This is a genomic window from Streptomyces sp., assembly GCF_019510245.1.
Taxonomy (GTDB): domain Bacteria; phylum Actinomycetota; class Actinomycetes; order Streptomycetales; family Streptomycetaceae; genus Streptomyces.
In genome coordinates this window covers 22,650-39,205 of record NZ_JAEKKT010000151.1, presented here as the reverse complement: position 1 = coordinate 39,205, position 16,556 = coordinate 22,650, and the positions used below count along the sequence as shown (strand labels likewise).

The 16,556-nt window shown below is 73.6% G+C and carries 16 protein-coding genes and 1 pseudogene; 8 read left to right on the top strand and 9 right to left on the bottom strand.

The annotated features are described in order from the left end of the window. The first annotated feature begins 21 nt into the window (after positions 1 to 21). The 4 genes from JF597_RS27505 (at position 22) to JF597_RS27490 (ending at position 4,081) form a co-directional block, all read left to right on the top strand. Complete coding sequence (locus JF597_RS27505; protein WP_294001389.1) at positions 22 to 2,673, top strand: LuxR C-terminal-related transcriptional regulator; 2,652 nt, start codon at positions 22 to 24, stop codon at positions 2,671 to 2,673. Positions 2,674 to 2,788: 115 nt separating this feature from the next. Beyond that, positions 2,789 to 2,986, top strand: a complete 198-nt coding sequence (locus JF597_RS27500) for a hypothetical protein (protein WP_294001387.1) — start codon at positions 2,789 to 2,791, stop codon at positions 2,984 to 2,986. A gap of 126 nt (positions 2,987 to 3,112) precedes the next feature. Continuing rightward, complete coding sequence (locus tag JF597_RS27495) at positions 3,113 to 3,589, top strand: SHOCT domain-containing protein (protein ID WP_294001384.1); 477 nt, start codon at positions 3,113 to 3,115, stop codon at positions 3,587 to 3,589. Positions 3,590 to 3,622: 33 nt separating this feature from the next. Continuing rightward, positions 3,623 to 4,081: a hypothetical protein gene (locus JF597_RS27490; RefSeq protein ID WP_294001381.1), complete on the top strand. Its 459-nt coding sequence runs from the start codon at positions 3,623 to 3,625 to the stop codon at positions 4,079 to 4,081. Positions 4,082 to 4,238: 157 nt separating this feature from the next. Here JF597_RS27490 and JF597_RS27485 read toward each other — a convergent pair whose 3' ends face one another. Then, entirely contained in the window at positions 4,239 to 5,162 is a 924-nt protein-coding gene (locus JF597_RS27485; protein ID WP_294001379.1) for a LysR family transcriptional regulator, read from the bottom strand. A 161-nt stretch (positions 5,163 to 5,323) separates the two neighbouring features. Here JF597_RS27485 and JF597_RS27480 point away from each other — a divergent pair, with 161 nt between their 5' ends. From JF597_RS27480 to JF597_RS27470, 3 genes are all read left to right on the top strand, one after another. Beyond that, a complete protein-coding gene (locus JF597_RS27480) occupies positions 5,324 to 6,214 on the top strand; it encodes an SDR family oxidoreductase (protein WP_294001376.1) in 891 nt (296 codons plus the stop codon). Between the two features lie 101 nt (positions 6,215 to 6,315). Further along, entirely contained in the window at positions 6,316 to 7,794 is a 1,479-nt protein-coding gene (locus tag JF597_RS27475) for an AlkA N-terminal domain-containing protein (protein WP_294001373.1), read from the top strand. 20 nt (positions 7,795 to 7,814) lie between these two features. After that, on the top strand, positions 7,815 to 8,297 hold the full coding sequence (locus JF597_RS27470) for a methylated-DNA--[protein]-cysteine S-methyltransferase (RefSeq protein ID WP_294001433.1): 483 nt from the start codon (positions 7,815 to 7,817) through the stop codon (positions 8,295 to 8,297). Here the strand turns inward: JF597_RS27470 and JF597_RS27465 are convergent. From JF597_RS27465 to JF597_RS27430, 8 genes and pseudogenes are all read right to left on the bottom strand, one after another. Continuing rightward, positions 8,294 to 9,022, bottom strand: a complete 729-nt coding sequence (locus tag JF597_RS27465) for a Sir2 family NAD-dependent protein deacetylase (protein ID WP_294001370.1) — start codon at positions 9,020 to 9,022, stop codon at positions 8,294 to 8,296. The genes JF597_RS27470 and JF597_RS27465 overlap by 4 nt on opposite strands. 88 nt (positions 9,023 to 9,110) lie before the next feature. Continuing rightward, a complete protein-coding gene (locus JF597_RS27460) occupies positions 9,111 to 9,605 on the bottom strand; it encodes an NUDIX hydrolase (RefSeq protein WP_294001367.1) in 495 nt (164 codons plus the stop codon). Between the two features lie 237 nt (positions 9,606 to 9,842). Then, a pseudogene (locus JF597_RS27455) lies at positions 9,843 to 10,055 on the bottom strand (IS701 family transposase); the annotation flags it as partial. 308 nt (positions 10,056 to 10,363) lie between these two features. Further along, positions 10,364 to 11,008, bottom strand: coding sequence for an HAD-IA family hydrolase (locus JF597_RS27450; protein ID WP_294001364.1), 645 nt, complete (start codon positions 11,006 to 11,008; stop codon positions 10,364 to 10,366). Then, positions 11,005 to 12,153: a hypothetical protein gene (locus JF597_RS27445; RefSeq protein WP_294001362.1), complete on the bottom strand. Its 1,149-nt coding sequence runs from the start codon at positions 12,151 to 12,153 to the stop codon at positions 11,005 to 11,007. The genes JF597_RS27450 and JF597_RS27445 overlap by 4 nt, the downstream gene beginning before the upstream one ends. Positions 12,154 to 12,213: 60 nt before the next feature. Next, complete coding sequence (locus JF597_RS27440) at positions 12,214 to 13,821, bottom strand: amino acid adenylation domain-containing protein (protein ID WP_294001359.1); 1,608 nt, start codon at positions 13,819 to 13,821, stop codon at positions 12,214 to 12,216. A gap of 35 nt (positions 13,822 to 13,856) precedes the next feature. Continuing rightward, on the bottom strand, positions 13,857 to 14,594 hold the full coding sequence (locus JF597_RS27435; RefSeq protein ID WP_294001356.1) for an alpha/beta fold hydrolase: 738 nt from the start codon (positions 14,592 to 14,594) through the stop codon (positions 13,857 to 13,859). 52 nt (positions 14,595 to 14,646) lie between these two features. Then, a complete protein-coding gene (locus JF597_RS27430; protein ID WP_294001353.1) occupies positions 14,647 to 14,895 on the bottom strand; it encodes a phosphopantetheine-binding protein in 249 nt (82 codons plus the stop codon). A 318-nt stretch (positions 14,896 to 15,213) separates the two neighbouring features. On the opposite strand from JF597_RS27430, the gene JF597_RS27425 reads away from it, so the two are divergent. Further along, entirely contained in the window at positions 15,214 to 16,458 is a 1,245-nt protein-coding gene (locus JF597_RS27425) for an ATP-grasp domain-containing protein (protein ID WP_294001351.1), read from the top strand. Positions 16,459 to 16,556 lie beyond the last annotated feature (98 nt).

Sequence of the window (16,556 nt, the reverse complement as noted above, 5' to 3'; positions counted from 1 at the left end):
CGGACACGGGAGGTGATCTCTGTGGCCGCGAGGGACGACAGCGCACGGGGACCGGCCCTCGGATACGCCGATCCCCTCGGTGAGCCGTTTCTGCGCACCCGGTTCGCGGTGCCGGCCAGACCCGCCGTCTTCGTCCGCAGACCCAGGCTGACCGCGCACCTCGACCAGGCCTTCGACACCCCGCTGACCATGGTCAACGGGGCGGCCGGCGCCGGCAAGACACTCCTCGTCGCCGACTGGGCGGCCCGGCTCGGACAACCGGTCGCCTGGCTCACCCACGAGGCGGCCGACCAGGCACCCGGCATGTTCTGGGCCTACGCGCTGCACGCCCTGCAGACCGCCGGAACACCGTTGCCCGCCGGGACCGGCGGCTCTCCCGGAGGCCTCCACCGGGTGGACCACCGGCTGCTGGCCCGCCTCGCCGACGAGCTGAACGGGCGCGACCGGCCGGCGATCCTCGTCCTGGACGAGTTCGACCGGCTGACCGCCCCGGAGACCGCCGAGCAACTGGAGTTCGTCCTGCACCACGCGGGCCGGGGACTGCGGCTGATCCTCGTCACCCGCACCGAGCCCCTGCTTCCCCTGCACCGCTACCGGGCGGCGGCGGCCATGACCGAGATCAGGAACGACGAGCTGGCCTTCACCCCCGAGGAGGCGGCCGACCTGCTGGCCCGGCACGGGCTGCGGCTGCCCGCCGACGCCGCGCGCGCCCTGGTGGAGCGCACCCGGGGCTGGGCGGCCGGACTGCGGCTGAGCGCCCTGGCCGCCCAGCAGAGCGCCGATCCGCAGACGTACCTCAAGGAGTTCGAGGCCGGCCACAGCACCATCGCCGACTTCCTCCTCGCCGAGGTGGTCGGACGGCAGCCGCCCGAGACGCAGGACCTGCTGCTGCGGATCAGCGTCCTGGACCGGTTCGGGCCCGAACTCGCGGAGGCGCTGACCGGCCGCCCCGGCGCCGGTCCGCTGCTGGCCGGGCTGTGCCGGCAGAACGCCTTCGTCGAGGACCTCGGACACTCCTGGTACCGGCTGCATCCGCTGTTCGGGGAGATCCTCCGGGTCCACCTGCGGGCGCGCTCCCCGGCACTCGTACCCGAACTGCACCGGCGCGCCGCATGGTGGCTGCGGGCCCACGGCGCCCTCCCCGAGGCGCTGGCCCACGGCGCGGCGGCGGGCGACTGGGAGTGCACGGCGGGCGCTCTCGTCGACGACCTGGCGCTCGGCCGGTTCCTCGCCGGTCCGTGCGACGACCTCACCGGGCTGTTCGCCGCGATGGGCCCGGAGGCCTGCGGCGCCGCCGTGGACCTGGTGCGGGCGGCCCGCGAGCTGGCCGAGCACGACGTCGACCACGGGCTGGCCCACCTCGGCCGCGCCGAGGAGCGCCCGGCCACCGGTACGACGACCGCCGCGGCCCGGCTGAGCTGCGCGCTCCTGGAGGTTCTGGCGGCCCGGCTGACCGGTTCCCCGGGCCGCGCCGAGCAGGCGATGGCCGCGGCCGCCCGGCTGCGCCACGAGGTGCCCGCCCGCCTGCTCGCCAAGCACCCGGAGATCACCGCCCTCCTCCTCACCCACCTGGGCTCGGCCCGCGTCTGGGCCGGGCGGTTCGACGCGGCGCGCGCCGCCCTGACCGAGGTGGCCGAACTGCCCGGTGACGCCCTGACCGAACTGCCCCGGGAGGACTGCCTCGGCCACCTGGCGCTGATCGACTACTTCGACGGCCGGCTCGACCGCGCGGAGAGCCGGGCCCTGGCCGCGGCCGACGCGACCCGGAACGGCGGTGGACGCCCGTTCCCCGGCGCCGGGCTCGGCCAGCTGGTGCTGGCCGCCGTGGCCGTCGACCGCGACGAGCTGGAGCGGGCCCGGGCCCTGCTGGCCGAGGCCGCCGAGTCCGGCCCCGGCTCCGGCGCGCCCGACCCGGTGACCGAGGCCGGCCGCGCCCTGGTGACGGGCCGGCTGCGGCTCGCCCTCGGCGACCCGGCCGGCGCCGCGCACGCGGCCGATGCGGCCGTCCGCACGCACGCGGCCTCGCCCTGGTCGCGGGCGAACGCGGCGCTGGCCGCCGCGGCCGTCCTGCTCGCCGAGGGCCGTCCCGCCACCGCCGTCGAGGTGCTGGACGGGATCGACGGCCCGCTCGGTCCGCTGTGCGCCGCGGAGGTCGCGTGGGCGCGGCTCGCCGCGGGTCACCGCGAGGAAGCCCTGGAGACGGCCGACCGGCTGTGCGCGGACGGCGAGACCGGTCCCGGCGTCACGGTCCGGGCCACCCTGGTCCGGGCCCGCGCGGCGGTCGGCGCGGGGGACGGCGACGCCGCCCGCAAGCTGCTCGCCAGGGCCCTCCTGGAGGCCCGCCGGGACCGGCTGCGCCGCCCGTTCCTCGACGCCGGGCCGGAGATCCGCCGCCTCCTGGACAGCCCGCCGCTGCACGGACTGGCCGCCTGCTGGCTCTACGGCGACGGCCCCGGCACCGGTCCTGCGCCGCTGCTCGTCGAGGAGCTGAGCGGACGCGAGCGCGAGGTGCTCGGGCGGCTGGCGCAGATGATGTCCACGCAGGAGATCGCCGCCGACCTGTACGTCTCCGTGAACACGGTGAAGACGCACCTCAAGAGCATCTACCGGAAACTCGGCGTGGGCCGGCGCGGCGATGCGGTGCGCCGGGCACGCGAGCGCGGTCTGCTGTGACCGCTGCCGGCCGCCGCGGCCCGGTTCACCTGCGCCGGGTGAGGCCGGCGGGCGGACGCGGGGGCAGGATCACGGGACGGACAGACCGCAGCAGACCCGCGGCGGGAGACGGCTCATGCGCTACGAGATCCGCGTCGAAGGGACCATGTCGGAGACGCTGACCCGGGCCTTCCCGGAGATGGAACACGTGACGATCTCCGGCGAGACGGTCCTGTTCGGTCCCGTCGTCGACGAGGCGCACCTGTACGGCCTGCTGAACCGCTGCCTGTCCCTGGGGCTGCGGGTCGTGGAGATGCGCCGGCTGCCGGAGTGAGGAGGGCCGCCTTCCCGGATACGGAGCACGATCACCCGCACCGGGTGAGGAACCCCGGCGTCCCCGCGGGCACGCTGGGACGGCAGGGCCCGGCCGACCGGCCGGCGCCGTGGACGGAGGACGTACATGAGCGCGCACACCTACCTCGCATACGACTATCCGCTGCTGAGCGCCTTCTGGACGATGTTGTGGCTCTTCCTGTGGATCATGTGGCTCGTCCTGCTGTTCCGGGTCATCGTGGACATCTTCCGCGACGACTCGATGGGCGGCTGGGCCAAGGCCGGCTGGCTGGCCCTGTGCATCGTGGTCCCCTTCCTGGGCGTTCTCGTCTACGTGATCGCCCGCGGCAAGGGCATGGGGCAGCGCGAGATCGCCCAGGCCCGCGACCAGCAGAAGGCGTTCGAGTCGTACATCCGGCAGACCGCCAAGGGCGGCCCCGCCCAGACCAGCAGCGTCGACGAACTGGCCAGGCTCTCCGAGATGAAGTCCCGCGGTGACATCTCGGACGAGGAGTTCCGCAAGGCCAAGGCACTGGTCCTGAGCGACTACCCGCCGGCCGAGCGCACCGGCTCCGGCTCGGTGCCCACCGCCCACGGGCGCTGAGCACCCCCACCGAGAACGAATCGAGGCAGCCGTATGACCGCCACACATCCCGCGCACCACCCGCGCCAGCACACCGCCAAGATGGCGTGGGCCGGAGGCCTGACCGCCTTCGCCGCCGTCATGCTCCTGATCGCCGGACTGCTCGCGGTGTTCCGGGGCATCATGGCGATCGCCCAGGACGACGTCTTCGTCACGACCCCGAACTACGTGTTCAAGTTCGACCTCACCAGCTGGGGCTGGATCCACCTCGTCCTGGGCGTGATCGCCGTGGTCGTCAGCATCGGCCTCTTCCAGCCGGCCGCGTGGGCACGCGGCGCCGGGGTGGCCATCGCCGCGCTGGTGATCATCGCCAACTTCCTGTCCCTGCCGTACTACCCGGTCTGGTCCGTCGTGATGATCGCGCTGTCCGGATTCATCATCTGGGCGCTCTGCGTGGTGCGGGGCGACGACTCGGCGGACACGGGCACGGGCACGGGCGCGGACCTGCCCTGACGGTCCGGTGCGTGCGCATCCCCGCGTGCGGGACTCCGATCGGACCGAGTCCCGCACGATGATCCGCGCCGGCACTGGTTCCCTCGCGCAGCGCCCGGGCCACCCCGTGCGGGACGTTGCCGAGGTCGCGCTCTGTGACTGACTCTCCCCGCTCCGCTCAACGAGCGGCCCCGGCCCCCGCGTGCGGCCGCCCGCTCCCGGTGGTGGCGCCGGAGGGGATCAGATGGGTCTGCGCCGCGCGGCGGAACGCCGGGAACAGAGGATGCCGGCCCCCGGCCCGGGTGGCGAGGACCACCTGGAGGGGGGCCGCGTCCTCGACCGGGACGGCGACGATGTCGGGTCGCAGGCTGCCACCGAACCCGGCCGGCGCCAGGGACACCACCTCACCGCTCGCCACCAGCTCCAGCTTGTCCTCCAGCGTCTCCACCAGAGCGCCCAGGTTGGTGTGGCCGGGGGGATTCGCGCCGATCCGGTCGGCGCCGGTGAAGCGGGGGAGCGGCTCGTCGGCGAAGTCGGCCAGGGTGACCGACTCCCGTCCGGCCAGCCGGTGACCGAGCGGCACCAGGAGAACGCGCGGCTCGTCGTAGAGGACCGTGATGTCCAGGCCGTCGGCGGCGAACAGGAACCGGGTCACCACCACGTCGACCCGGTGGTCCAGCAGCGCGGCACGCGGCTCGTTCCAGTCCACGTGCAGGGTGCGGACGTCGGCCTGCGGGTGGCGGTGGCGCACTTCGCGTACCGCCGGGGTCACGATCTGATGGGTGGTGTACCCGACGGTGAACGGGCCGTGCGCGGCGGCCGAGCGGGCGCTGGCGGCGGCCCGGGCGGCGGTCCGCAGCAGCTCCCTGGCCTGCGGGAGGAAGATCTCCCCGGCTTCGGTGAGCCGGGTGCCGCGCGGGGTGCGGTCGAGCAGCCGGACGCCCAGCTCCCGCTCCAGGCGCCGGATCTGACGGCTCAGCGACGGCTGCGCGAGATGCAACGCGTCGGCCGCACGGCCGAAGTGCAGCTCCTCGGCGACCACGGTGAAGTAGCGCACCAGGCGCAGCTCCAGGTCCACCGGCGGTACGAAGGAATCGGGCACCCCTCGACTCTACTCCCGGCGTCCTGGCTCCCGCGGCGCTGAGCTGCGGTCATGACCGGACGGGCATCGCCGGGTACGGAACAGGTCTTGGACCCTGCCCCGGGGCCGGGCGCACGCTGAAGCCGTCCAAGAAGTCGCACTCTCCCCTGAGGTGATGTGTCATGCGTGTGTTCGTCACCGGCGCCACCGGGTTCATCGGCAGCGCGGTCGTCCGCGAACTGCTCGGCGCCGGCCACCAGGTGCTCGGCCTGGCCCGCTCGGACGCGGCCGAGGCGGCCCTGAAGGAGGTGGGAGCCGAGGCGTACCGCGGCGACCTGAACGACGTCGACGGCCTGCGGGTCGCGGCGGACGCGACGGACGGGGTGGTGCACACGGGCTTCAACCATGACTTCTCCGACATGCCCGGCGCCCTGCGCACCGAACTCGCGGTCCTCGCCGCCTTCGGCGACGCGCTCGCCGGCTCCGGCCGCCCCCTGGTCATCAGTTCCGTGACCGGCCTGCTCGCCCCGGGCCGGGTCGGCACCGAGGCCGACGGGTCCGACCCGGCGGCGCCCGGCGCGCACCGGGCCGAGTCGGAGCGGGCCGCCCTGGCCCTGGCCGACCGCGGGGTACGGGTCTCGGCGATCCGGCTCCCGCAGGTGCACGGGGCCGGCGACCATGCCTTCGTCCCGCACCTGATCGGCGTCGCCCGCGACAAGGGTGTCGCCGCGTACGTGGGTGACGGCACCAACCGATGGTCGTCCGTGCACCGTTTCGACGCCGCCACCCTCTACCGCAAGGCCCTGGAGCAGGCCCCGGCCGGTGCCGTGCTGCACGCGGTCGCCGACGAGGGCGTCCTGCTGCGCGACATCACCGAGATCGTCGGCCGCCGCCTCGACGTGCCGGTCGTGTCCCTCGCACCGGAGGAGGCGGCCGGCCACTTCGGCTGGCTGGCGGCCTTCGTCGTGAACGACAACCCCACGTCCGGCGCCGCCACCCGCGAGCGCTACGACTGGCGGCCCGCGCAGCCGGGACTGCTGGCCGACCTCGACCAGGACCACTACTTCGCCTGACGGCGGTCCCGAAGAAGAGGACCGCAGGGCTGCGGAGGTCAGCGCACCTTCGTGTCGGATTCCCGCCAGCATCGGCCACCCCGGTGGCCGATGCTGGACCCATGCAGAAAGGGATGCACCTCGACCGCGAGCACTGCGTACGGGCCGTGCAGTCGAAGGACGCGCGGTTCGACGGCTGGTTCTTCACCGCCGTCCTGACCACCCGCATCTACTGCCGGCCCAGCTGCCCGGTGGTACCGCCCAAACCCGAGAACATGACGTTCCACCCGAGCGCGGCCGCCTGCCAGCAGGCCGGGTTCCGGGCCTGCAAACGCTGCCGTCCCGACACCAGCCCCGGGTCCCCGGAGTGGAACCAGCGCGCCGACCTGGTCGCCCGCGCCATGCGGCTGATCGCCGACGGGGTCGTGGACCGCGAGGGCGTCCCCGGCCTCGCCGCCCGCCTCGGCTACAGCCCCCGGCAGGTCGAACGCCAACTGCTCGCCGAGCTAGGCGCCGGACCACTGGCCCTCGCCCGGGCCCAACGCGCCCAGACCGCCCGCCTGTTGGTCGAGACGACCGCGCTGCCGATGGCGGAGATCGCCTTCGCGGCCGGCTTCTCCTCGATCCGCACCTTCAACGACACCGTCCGCGAGGTCTTCGCCCTCTCCCCGACCGAACTGCGCGACCGCCGCCCCAGGTCGGCTCGGCTCGCCCCCGGCACGCTCACCCTCCGGCTGCCCTTCCGCGCCCCCCTCAACCCCGACAACCTCTTCGGCCACCTCGCGGCCACCGCCGTTCCCGGCGTGGAGGAGTGGCGGGACGGCGCCTACCGGCGGACCCTGCGGCTGCCCTACGGCCACGGCATCGCCGCCCTCACGCCGAAGCCCGACCACATCGCCTGCCGGCTCACCCTCAGCGACCTCCGCGACCTGCCCGTCGCCATCAGCCGCTGCCGGCGGCTGCTCGACCTGGACGCCGACCCGGTCGCCGTCGACGGCCAGCTGCGCACCGATCCCCTCCTGGCGCCGCTGGTCGACAAGGCACCGGGGCGGCGGGTACCGCGCACGGTCGACGAGGCGGAGTTCGCCGTCCGGGCCGTGCTGGGCCAGCAGGTCTCCACGGCCGCCGCCCGCACCCACGCGGCCCGCCTGGTGACCGCCCACGGCACCCCGGTGGACGATCCCGAGGGCGGCCTCACCCATCTCTTCCCGTCCCCCGAGGCGCTCGCGGACGTGGACCCGGACTCCCTGGCGATGCCCCGCACCCGCCGTACCACCTTCACCACCCTCGTCGGCCGACTCGCCGACGGCACCCTCCAGCTGGGCGTCGAGAGCGACTGGTCCGAGGCGCGCGCCCGCCTCCTCGCCCTCCCCGGTTTCGGTCCCTGGACCGTCGACGTCGTCGCCATGCGCGCCCTCGGCGACCCCGACGCCTTCCTTCCCACGGACCTCGGAATCCGCCGGGCCGCCCAGGAGCTGGGCCTGCCCGGCACCCCGGCCGCCCTCACCGCCCGCGCGGCGGCCTGGCGCCCCTGGCGCGCGTACGCCGTCCAGTACCTGTGGGCGACCGACAGCCACCCGATCAACTTCCTCCCCGTATGACGACGTTCGAGGACATCGCCGTGAAGAACCACACCGTGACCGACAGCCCCTACGGCCCCCTCACCCTGGTGGCCGAGGACGGCACCCTCTGCGGCCTCTACATGGAGGACCAGCGCCACCGCCCGCCCGAGGAGGCCTTCGGCGCCCGCGACCACGACCTCTTCGCCGAGGCCGAGGAACAGCTGACCGCGTACTTCGCGGGCGAGTTGAAGGAGTTCACCGTCGAACTGCGCCTGGCCGGAACCCCGTTCCAGCGCAGCGTCTGGGAACAGCTGCGCCGGATCCCCTACGGCGAGACCCGCTCGTACGGCGAACTCGCCGCAGCCCTCGGCAACCCCCAGGCCTCCCGCGCGGTCGGCCTCGCCAACGGGAAGAACCCCGTCGGCATCATCGTCCCCTGCCACCGCGTGATCGGGGCCAACGGCAGCCTCACCGGCTACGGCGGCGGCCTGCCGCGCAAGCAGCGCCTGCTGGACTTCGAACGGGGCGCGGGGCTCTTCTAACCGTCCTGAAGCGCGGCGAGCAGCTTCGGCAGGGCAGTCCCGATCGGCTCCCGGACGATCTCGTCGGCCCGGTCGTCGTACGGCGTCGGTTCGGCGTTGACGACGACCAGCCGGGCGCCGTGGTCGGCGGCGACGCCCGCGAGGCCGGCGGCCGGGTGGACCTGGAGGCTGCTGCCGACGGCGACGAACACCGTGCAGGCCTTGCTGATGGCGAGGGCCTCGCCGAGGACGACGGGGTCGAGTTGCTCTCCGAACATCACGGTCGCCGACTTGAGGATGCCCCCGCACTCCAGGCACGGCGGGTCCTCCTCTCCGGCCTCGACCCGGGCGATCGCGTCCGCCATCGACCCCCGCGCACGGCACTTCGTGCACACCACTTCGCGCGCCGAGCCGTGCAGTTCGAGCACCTTGCGGGCGGGCATCCCGGCGAGCTGGTGCAGCCCGTCCACGTTCTGCGTGATCACCCGCACCGGCGTCCCCGACCGCTCCAGCTCGGCGACGGCCCGGTGCGCCGCGTTGGGCTCGGCCGCGAGGGTCCGGTTCTTCTGCCGCATCTGCCAAGACCGGCGCCGGATCTCGGGGTCACCCATGTAGTAGTCGTACGTCACGAGCTTCTCGGCCTCGGGATCCTTGCGCCACAGCCCGTTCGGGCCGCGATAGTCAGGGATCCCGGAATCGGTGGAGATCCCTGCACCACTGAGGATGGCGACGAGTGGCCTGTTCATGGGGCCGAGGGTAGGGCGGGCGGGCGGACGGGGCCAGCGGTTATCGGGGCGGTGGCCCGGGTGCGGCCGGGCCGGTGGGGTGGCCGGGTCAGCCGACCCGGTGACCGTTCTCCAGTTCTGCCGTGCCCGCCCCCTCCGTGAGGACGTCCAGGGCGGCCAGGACCCGGTGGCCCAGGGCGCCCGGGAGGTGTTCGGGGAGTTGCTCCCGGGGGACCAGCCGCCAGGACAGCAGCTCCTCCTCCTGGAGCCGGATCGCCTCGAGGTCGGCGTCGGAGAGGAGCCCGCCGTCGTACAGGTAGGCGACGATCGGGGGCCGGCCGGCGCCGTGCACCCAGTCGACCGCCAGCAGCCGGCCCATCTCACGGTCCAGGCCGATCTCCTCCAGGGTCTCCCGGCGGGCGCCCTGGCGCGGGGTCTCCCCGTCGTCGGACTCGACGGTGCCGCCGGGCAGCGCCCAGCCCTCCCGGTAGTTCGGCTCGACGAGCAGGACCCGTCCCTCGGTGTCCCGGAAGAGCGCGGCGGCCCCGGCGAGGATCCGGGGGAGGCTCGCGATGTACGCGGCGTAGGCGTCAGTCGTGGTCACTCGGAAAGCGTAGCCAGTGCGGAGTCCGCACCGGCCCGGGCGAGGCGTACGGTGCGCGCCGCCAGGGCTGCAACGCGGGCCTACTCGGTGACCATCACAGGATGAATCGGGAAGGTACGCCCTCCGCGTTCCCTCGTCCGATCCACAGGTTCCGAGCATTGCTCCTGGACCTTGGAGTCATGGGCCGCCTGGCGGGGAGGGCTTGGTGGCATGTGCTGCAGACGCCGGTCCAGCACCTCAGGATGCCCTGGAGGGCGTCGACGGTCTGGTAGGGAGTGAGGCCGGTGTGGGCACTTTTGGAGCCAGGCGCTGCTCGGTGAGGAACGCGTGGGAGGCGGTCACGAGGGCCACGTGGTGGTGCCGGCCGGGCCAGGAGCGGCCTTCGAAGTGGTCCGGGCCGAGGCCGTGTTTGAGTTCGCGGTAGTCGTGCTCGATGCGCCGGCGGACCTTCGGGGGTGACCGGCTTGGCCAGCGGTCCGGCCGGCACCGGCGGAGCGCCCGGGGCATTCCGTCCGCGGTCGCACCGCGCGGGTCGGATCGAGTCCCCAGGTGCGTGCGCCGTGCCACCGCAGCCGCCGGACCACCGCTGTGTCCCGCAGTCCGACCGCCAGGAGCAGCACCGCGACCACTTCGCACACGAGGACGCCGACGAACCCGTTCCCTCCCGTGCCGCCTCTTCCGCCGCTCCCGTGCCGCCGCGATCACGGAAAACAGGGGAGGCGGACTTCGCGCGAGAGTTCGCGGCGCGGGCGGCCCGGTCAGACCCGTGCCGCGAGCAGTTCGGGCAGTGCCCTCATGTTGCCGAAGACGCGGACGCGCCCCGAGCACCGGCTCTCCTCCGGCCGGTCGGGCCGGTACCAGTGGACGCGCAGGCCCGCGTCATGGGCGGAGCGCACGCCGACCTCGCTGTCCTCGACCGCGACGACGGTCTCGGGGTCCAACCCCAGTGTGCGTACCGCCTGCCGGTAGAGGCCGGGGTCCGGCTTCCACGTGCCGAGTTCGTACGCCGAGAAGTGGGGGCCGGCGAAGAAGCCGGCGAGGCCGGTGCGGCGCAGGCGGTCCTCGATCATGCCGAGCGGGGAGTTCGACACCACGTACGCGGGTGCCGTGATCTCCCGCAGGGCCGCCGCCACCCCGGGGGTGGCGCGCAACCGGGTCGCCAGGTGCCGCTCGGCGATCTCCCTGACCCGCTCCACCGCGTCGTCCGGCAACGGGAGGCCCGTGTACTGACCGATGATGGCGACCGACTCGCTCATCCGGCGGCCCGCGACCCGCTCGGCGAAGCCCTCGGCCGGGACCCGGGCGTGCACGGTCGCGGCGAACTCCAGCAGGGCCAGCACCTCGGCGTCCTGGCTGTCCACGAGCACGCCGTCGAGGTCGAAGAGGACGGTGCGCGCGGTCATGCGCCCAGTCCGTGCCGGCGCAGGAAGGCGTCGTAGCGCCCGGCGAGTTCGGTCGCCGCGGAGCGGGCGTCGGCGACCTTCAGCTCGGTGCAGTGGTAGCCCAGCATGTCCCGCATCACCGCCATGCGTTCCTCGGTGAACTGGACCGTTCCGTTGGCGGCCACGCGCTCGATCCCGTCCAGGAGCTGGCAGCGCCGATTGACGGCCTGGGCCGCCGAGGCGGTGGTGCCGGGCGGCAGGTCGAGCCGTACGCCGTCGCGCGACACCCGGACCGGGTAGCCACCGGTCATGCCGCCGGGGGCGGGCGCGTGCAGAGTGTGCTCCGTGCGGGACAGCAGCGCGAGCAGGAGGCGCGCGGCGGAGGTGGCCGTCAGCTGCTGGCCCTCCTTGCCGCCCTGGCGCCGCAGGCCGCCGGCCAGCCGGGCGTACACCGCGTCGGCGTCGACCGTGGCCGGTGTCCCCGCGACGCGGACGTCGAGCAGGTGCGGGATGCCGCGGGCCTCACCGTACCGGTGCACGTGGTGGCTGAAGTAGTGGTGCCCCACGGCCTTCACGTCGACCTCGGCCGGGGAGACGCCCAGTTCCTCGGCGGCGGCCCAGGTGATGCCGGGCACGATGTTGCCGATGTTGCCGATCCCGACGTCGGGCGCCAGGTCGAGGGCCGCGAGGGCGGGGCCGACCGCGTCGGGGTAGGCGCCGTTGACGACGACGGCCCGCGACTCCGCGAGGCGTACGGCCTGCATCAGCTCGTGCGCGAGCGTGAGGTGCATCGGCAGCCAGGGGCCCAGCTGTGCCTCGTCGAGCCGTCGGAACAGGTCCTCGGGCAGGTCCATGATGGCGCGGGCGGCCTGGATGGAGGCGCCCATGAAGATGATCGTCGGTCGGATGCGCCGCAGTTGCTCCGCGGTGCGGTCCACGTCGGCCATGTCCATGGCCACCGCCTCGACCTCGCGTATCCGGCCGAGGTTGGCGGCCGCCAGCTTGGTCAGGTTCGCGAAGCGGGTGGCGCGCTCCGCCGAGCGGCTCGCGAGGGCGAGCCGCGTCTCCGGTTCCGCGCTCGCCAGCAGATGACCCAACCGTATGGTGAGGTCACCGGAACCGATGAGGAGGATCTTCGGTACCTCACCGGTCGTGGTGCCTGACATGTCTCCTCCGCAGCGGGTCGAAGTGGTGGTGGGCGCGCGCACCCCGGCCGGGCGCGCGGCTCAGTACGGTGTCCGTCCGAGGTCGGGGGCCGGCAGCGAGCGGCGGTCGATCTTGCCGTTGGTGTTCAGCGGGAACGACTCCCGGTGCAGGAAGCGGCTCGGCAGCATGTAGAGCGGGAGCCGTTCGCGGAGGAAGCCGGTCAGTTCGGCGGGCGGGGTGACGGTACCCGTGTAGTGGGCGACCAGCGTCGCTTCCGACCCGGCGTGGTGGGCCACCACGACGGCCTCCCGGACCGCGGGGTGGCGCGCCAACTGCGCCTCCACCTCGCCCACTTCGATGCGGTGTCCGCGCACCTTCACCTGGTCGTCCAGCCTGCCGAGGAAGACCAGTCCCTCGCCCTCCGCGTGGACCAGGTCGCCGGTGCGGTACCAGTCCGTGTCGCGGGGTGCCTCCCCCGCCGGAAGGACGAGCGCGGCCGCCCCGGGCCGGCGGCGCAGGAACCGCCCCTCGTTGTGGGCCGGGTCGAGGTAGCCGGCGAACCGCTGGGGCCCGCGCAGACACAACTCGCCGGTCGCGGCCGGCTGTCCGTTCTCCCCGAGCACGACGCTCTCCAGGTGCGGCAGCACCTCGCCGATGGGCATCGTCCCGTTGGAGCCGGCGGGCACGAGCCGGCCCGCGCCGCCGAGGTTCTTGTGCACGCAGACGACGCTCATCTCGGTCGGCCCGTACATGTTGTGCAGTACGGCGTTGGGCGCGGCCTCGGCCCACTGCCGGGCCTGTTCGGCGGTGAGGCGTTCGCCGCCCAGCATGACCTTGGTCAGGGTGGGCATCGAGCCGGGGGCGAGCGCGCCGGTGCGCTCGGCGAGGCTGCCGAGGGACGGCACGCAGAACCAGTGCGTGATCCGGTGCTCGTTGACGAACCGGGAGGGCCGCAGCACGTCGTTGGCGCGGGGCACGACCAGCGCGCTGCCTGCCGCCCAGGTCACGAACATCTCGTAGACGGCCACGTCGAAGGAGAACTCGACGTTCTGGGAGGTGCGGTCCTGCGGGCCGAAACCGCAGGCGTCGACAGCCCAGTCGATGAACGGCACGATGTTCGCGTGCCGGACGGGCACACCGCGCGGCGCACCGGTGGAGCCCGACGTGTACAGGATGTAGGCGATGTCGTCCGGCCGTGGCGGCGCGGCGACCGTTCGGCCCGGCCGGTCCCCGCCGTCGTCGCCCGCCACCGCGCCGGTGCCGTCGGCCGGTTCCGTCAGCGACGCCTCGTCGACGAGCAGCCAGGGCACGCCGAGGTCGGGCCGCGCCCGGGTGCCGTCCCGCGTGCGCAAGGGCGCGCCGACGACGAGGTCGAGGGTGCCGTCCTTGACGACGGCCAGCTGCCGGGCGGGCGGGTGTGCGGGGTTGATCGGCACCGCCGCCGCGCCCAGTCGCAACGCGGCCAGATAGCCCGCGTAGGCCGTGAGGCTGCGGGCGGCCAGCAGTCCCACCCGTGCGGGGCGGCGGCCGGCCCGGCGCAGGATCAGTCCGGCCAGCCGGTCCGACAGGCGGTCCAGTTCCGCGTAGCTGAAGGTCCGGCCGTCCACTTCCAGCGCGGTGCGGTCCGGATGGTGTGCGGCGGAACGGGTGAACAGCTCATGGAGGGTCGCGGGGGCGGCCGCTGCCACGGGCGGCTCCTTTCGTTGCGTACCGGGGGTCGTCATCACACCAGCTCCGCGACGGCGCGCAGCACGGCGGGCCAGGACTCGGTGAGGTACATGTGTCCGCCGGGCAACTCGACGGCCTGGAAGCCCGCCGAGGTGTAGGCCGCCCAGTCCCGCCAGTCGGAGGCCGGGACGGAGGCGTCGGCGGTGCCGCGGAGGGCCGTGAGCGGGACCGGCAGCGGACGGTGCGGCTGCGGGCGGTAGCCCTCGGACATCGCGATGTCGGCGCGCAGGGCGGGCAGCAGGAGGTCGCGGATCTCGGGGTCGGCGAAGGCGTCCGGCTGCCCGGTCAGCTCGCGCAACTGGGCGACGGCCCGCGCCGGATCGTCGGACAGTTTCTCGGGGCGGCGGCGCCGGGGGCTGACGGAGCCGCTGACCACCAGGTGCCGGGGTGGGGGACCGCCGGTCTCCAGCAGGTGGCGGGTCGCCTCGTAGGCGAGGAGGGCGCCGAGGCTGTGGCCGAAGAGGACGTAGGGGGCGCCGTCGGCGTGCGCGGCGACCCGGCCGGCGACGTCCTCGGCGGCCGCCCGGACCGTCCGGTGGAACGGCGCCGTGAACTCCTCCTCGCGTCCGGGGAGTTGGACCGGTACCACGTCGAGGTGGACGTCGGGTCCGGGCCGCCACCCCCGGTACACGCCGGCGCCCGCCCCCGCGTAGGGGACGCACATCATCCGGAGGGTCCGGGGAGCGGCCTGGTCAGGGAAGGGCGTCTCTTCCGCGGAACGCGGAGCGGACACGTGTTTCCTCCGATCGCGGATTCTCGTTTCCGGGGCCCTGCGTCCGAACGTGTCAGGACGAGTCGGCCGCGGAGCGCACAAGGTCGCGCAGCGCGTGGGCGTTCTCGCTTTCCAGGATGTCGAGGAAATCTATCTCGACGCCCGTCTCCTCGTGGATCATGGTGGAGAGGGTGAGGGCCCGGAAAGAATCCCCACCGTTCTCCAGAAAACCCAGATTCGAGTCGGAACCCGCTCCGAGGACTTCTGCCCACAACACCGGAATACGGTCCGCACCGTTTTCCGTACCGGGGGACTGGTTCATCCTGGCTCCTCACCTCATCAAACGCACGACGATTCCGGGACCGACGCGCACCAACGGACGGGACTGGGCTGCCAACGCTATGAAATTGGTCGGCGCCTCATGTGGTGAAACCTTTCACCAGTGAATGTGACGCAGCTCACTCCGTAATTACCGGCGAATTCACCCGGGAAGCGATGGCTGGAAACCGATCATTGCCGGGGCCCTGGTCAGTGGCTATGCTTCTGCCGCCTCTCATGTACACAGACGCCTTTCTCGCCGTGTGAACCCCGCTGTGGCCCGGCGAGAGAACCGTCGATCACTTGGGAAGGACCACCCCACTTGAGCGATTCACCGGTACTCATCGCCGTCTACGACATCGGTAGCCTCGCGCCGCTCCGCCTTTCCCAGGTCGCCCGCGGCAATGGCTGCGAAGTCGCATTCGTGGCCGCGGACTCGGCACACGCGCAGCAGATGATCCCGGTCCTCGGCAGACTGGGCCGGGTGGTGAACACGGCAGGCCGCACCGAAGCGTCGGTCGTCGATGAGATACGCGGGCTGGACCCCGCCGGAATCATCACGTTCAGCGAATTCCGTATCGCCGACACGGTCCGGCTGGCCGCCGCGCTCGGTCTGCCCTATCACTCACCCGCCCTGCGGGAGGCGGTCACCAACAAAGACCGCCAGCGAGAGCGGTTCGCCGAAGTGGGCCTGGACACCGTGCGGTTCTGCACGGTGACCGCCACCGACCAGGTGGACGCGGCCATCGCGCGGGTGGGACTGCCCGCGATCGTCAAACCGGTCGTCGGCGCGTCGAGCCGCAACACCACCGCCGTCGCCACGGCGGACGAGTGCCGCGCGGTGGTCGCGGCGGCGCTCGGCGGCATCGGCGGGCCGGCCGAAACCGCGGTCGTCCTGGAGGAGTTGCTCGTCGGCATGCCGGTGGAGGCCCCCTGGGGCGACTACATGGCGGTGGACTGCGTCGCCCGCGGCGACGACGTGCGTCCGGTCTTCGTCAGCAGCAAGTTCGCGCTCGCCGAGCCCTTCCGGGAACGCGGCGCCTACGGCGGGCAGTCGGTGGTGCCGGACGACCTGGTCCGGGAGGTGGCCGACCTGGCGTGCCGGGCGGTCGGCGCCCTCGGTGTGCACGGGGTCGCCGACGTCGAGATCAAGCTGACCCCCGACGGCCCGCGGGTCATCGAGGTCAACGGCCGCCTGGGCGCCTGGGTGGACGACCTCGGCGTGCGCGCGGGCAGCAGCGTGCCGGCCGACATCGCCGTCAAGGCGGCGCTGGGACGCCCGTACACCACCCCCGACCCGGTGGGGCGCGGCCCCGCCGTCTTCCACTATCTGATCGTGCCGCCCGTGGGCGCCATCCGCGTCAAGGCGATGCGCGACCTGACCGGGATGCGCCGGCTGCCGTACGTGGACCGGGTGGTGCCACTGGTCGAACCGGGCGCGCCCGTCGACTGGCGGATCGGCGCGGCCGGCAACGTGGCCGCGCTCAGCGGGTCCGCTCCCGATCCGGCGGCGCTCGCCGAGACCGTGGCCGCGATCGAGGCCATGGACTGGATCGACTATGAGTGAGCCGGTCTGCGCGGGGCCGCACACACGGGACGGCGGACACAGCCGTACCGGCTGGCCCCGGGCGACCGGCCCGCGGTCCGCGCCGCCGCCCGCGCCGC

Bases quoted from the DNA above. Each gene is read 5' to 3' on its own strand.
- JF597_RS27500 (WP_294001387.1), top strand. From the start codon at position 2,789: ATGCGCTACGAGATCCGCGTCGAAGGGACCATGTCGGAGACGCTGACC.
- JF597_RS27495 (WP_294001384.1), top strand. From the start codon at position 3,113: ATGAGCGCGCACACCTACCTCGCATACGACTATCCGCTGCTGAGCGCC.
- JF597_RS27490 (WP_294001381.1), top strand. From the start codon at position 3,623: ATGACCGCCACACATCCCGCGCACCACCCGCGCCAGCACACCGCCAAG.
- JF597_RS27480 (WP_294001376.1), top strand. From the start codon at position 5,324: ATGCGTGTGTTCGTCACCGGCGCCACCGGGTTCATCGGCAGCGCGGTC.
- JF597_RS27475 (WP_294001373.1), top strand. From the start codon at position 6,316: ATGCAGAAAGGGATGCACCTCGACCGCGAGCACTGCGTACGGGCCGTG.
- JF597_RS27465 (WP_294001370.1), bottom strand. From the start codon at position 9,022: ATGAACAGGCCACTCGTCGCCATCCTCAGTGGTGCAGGGATCTCCACC.
- JF597_RS27450 (WP_294001364.1), bottom strand. From the start codon at position 11,008: ATGACCGCGCGCACCGTCCTCTTCGACCTCGACGGCGTGCTCGTGGAC.
- JF597_RS27445 (WP_294001362.1), bottom strand. From the start codon at position 12,153: ATGTCAGGCACCACGACCGGTGAGGTACCGAAGATCCTCCTCATCGGT.
- JF597_RS27430 (WP_294001353.1), bottom strand. From the start codon at position 14,895: ATGAACCAGTCCCCCGGTACGGAAAACGGTGCGGACCGTATTCCGGTG.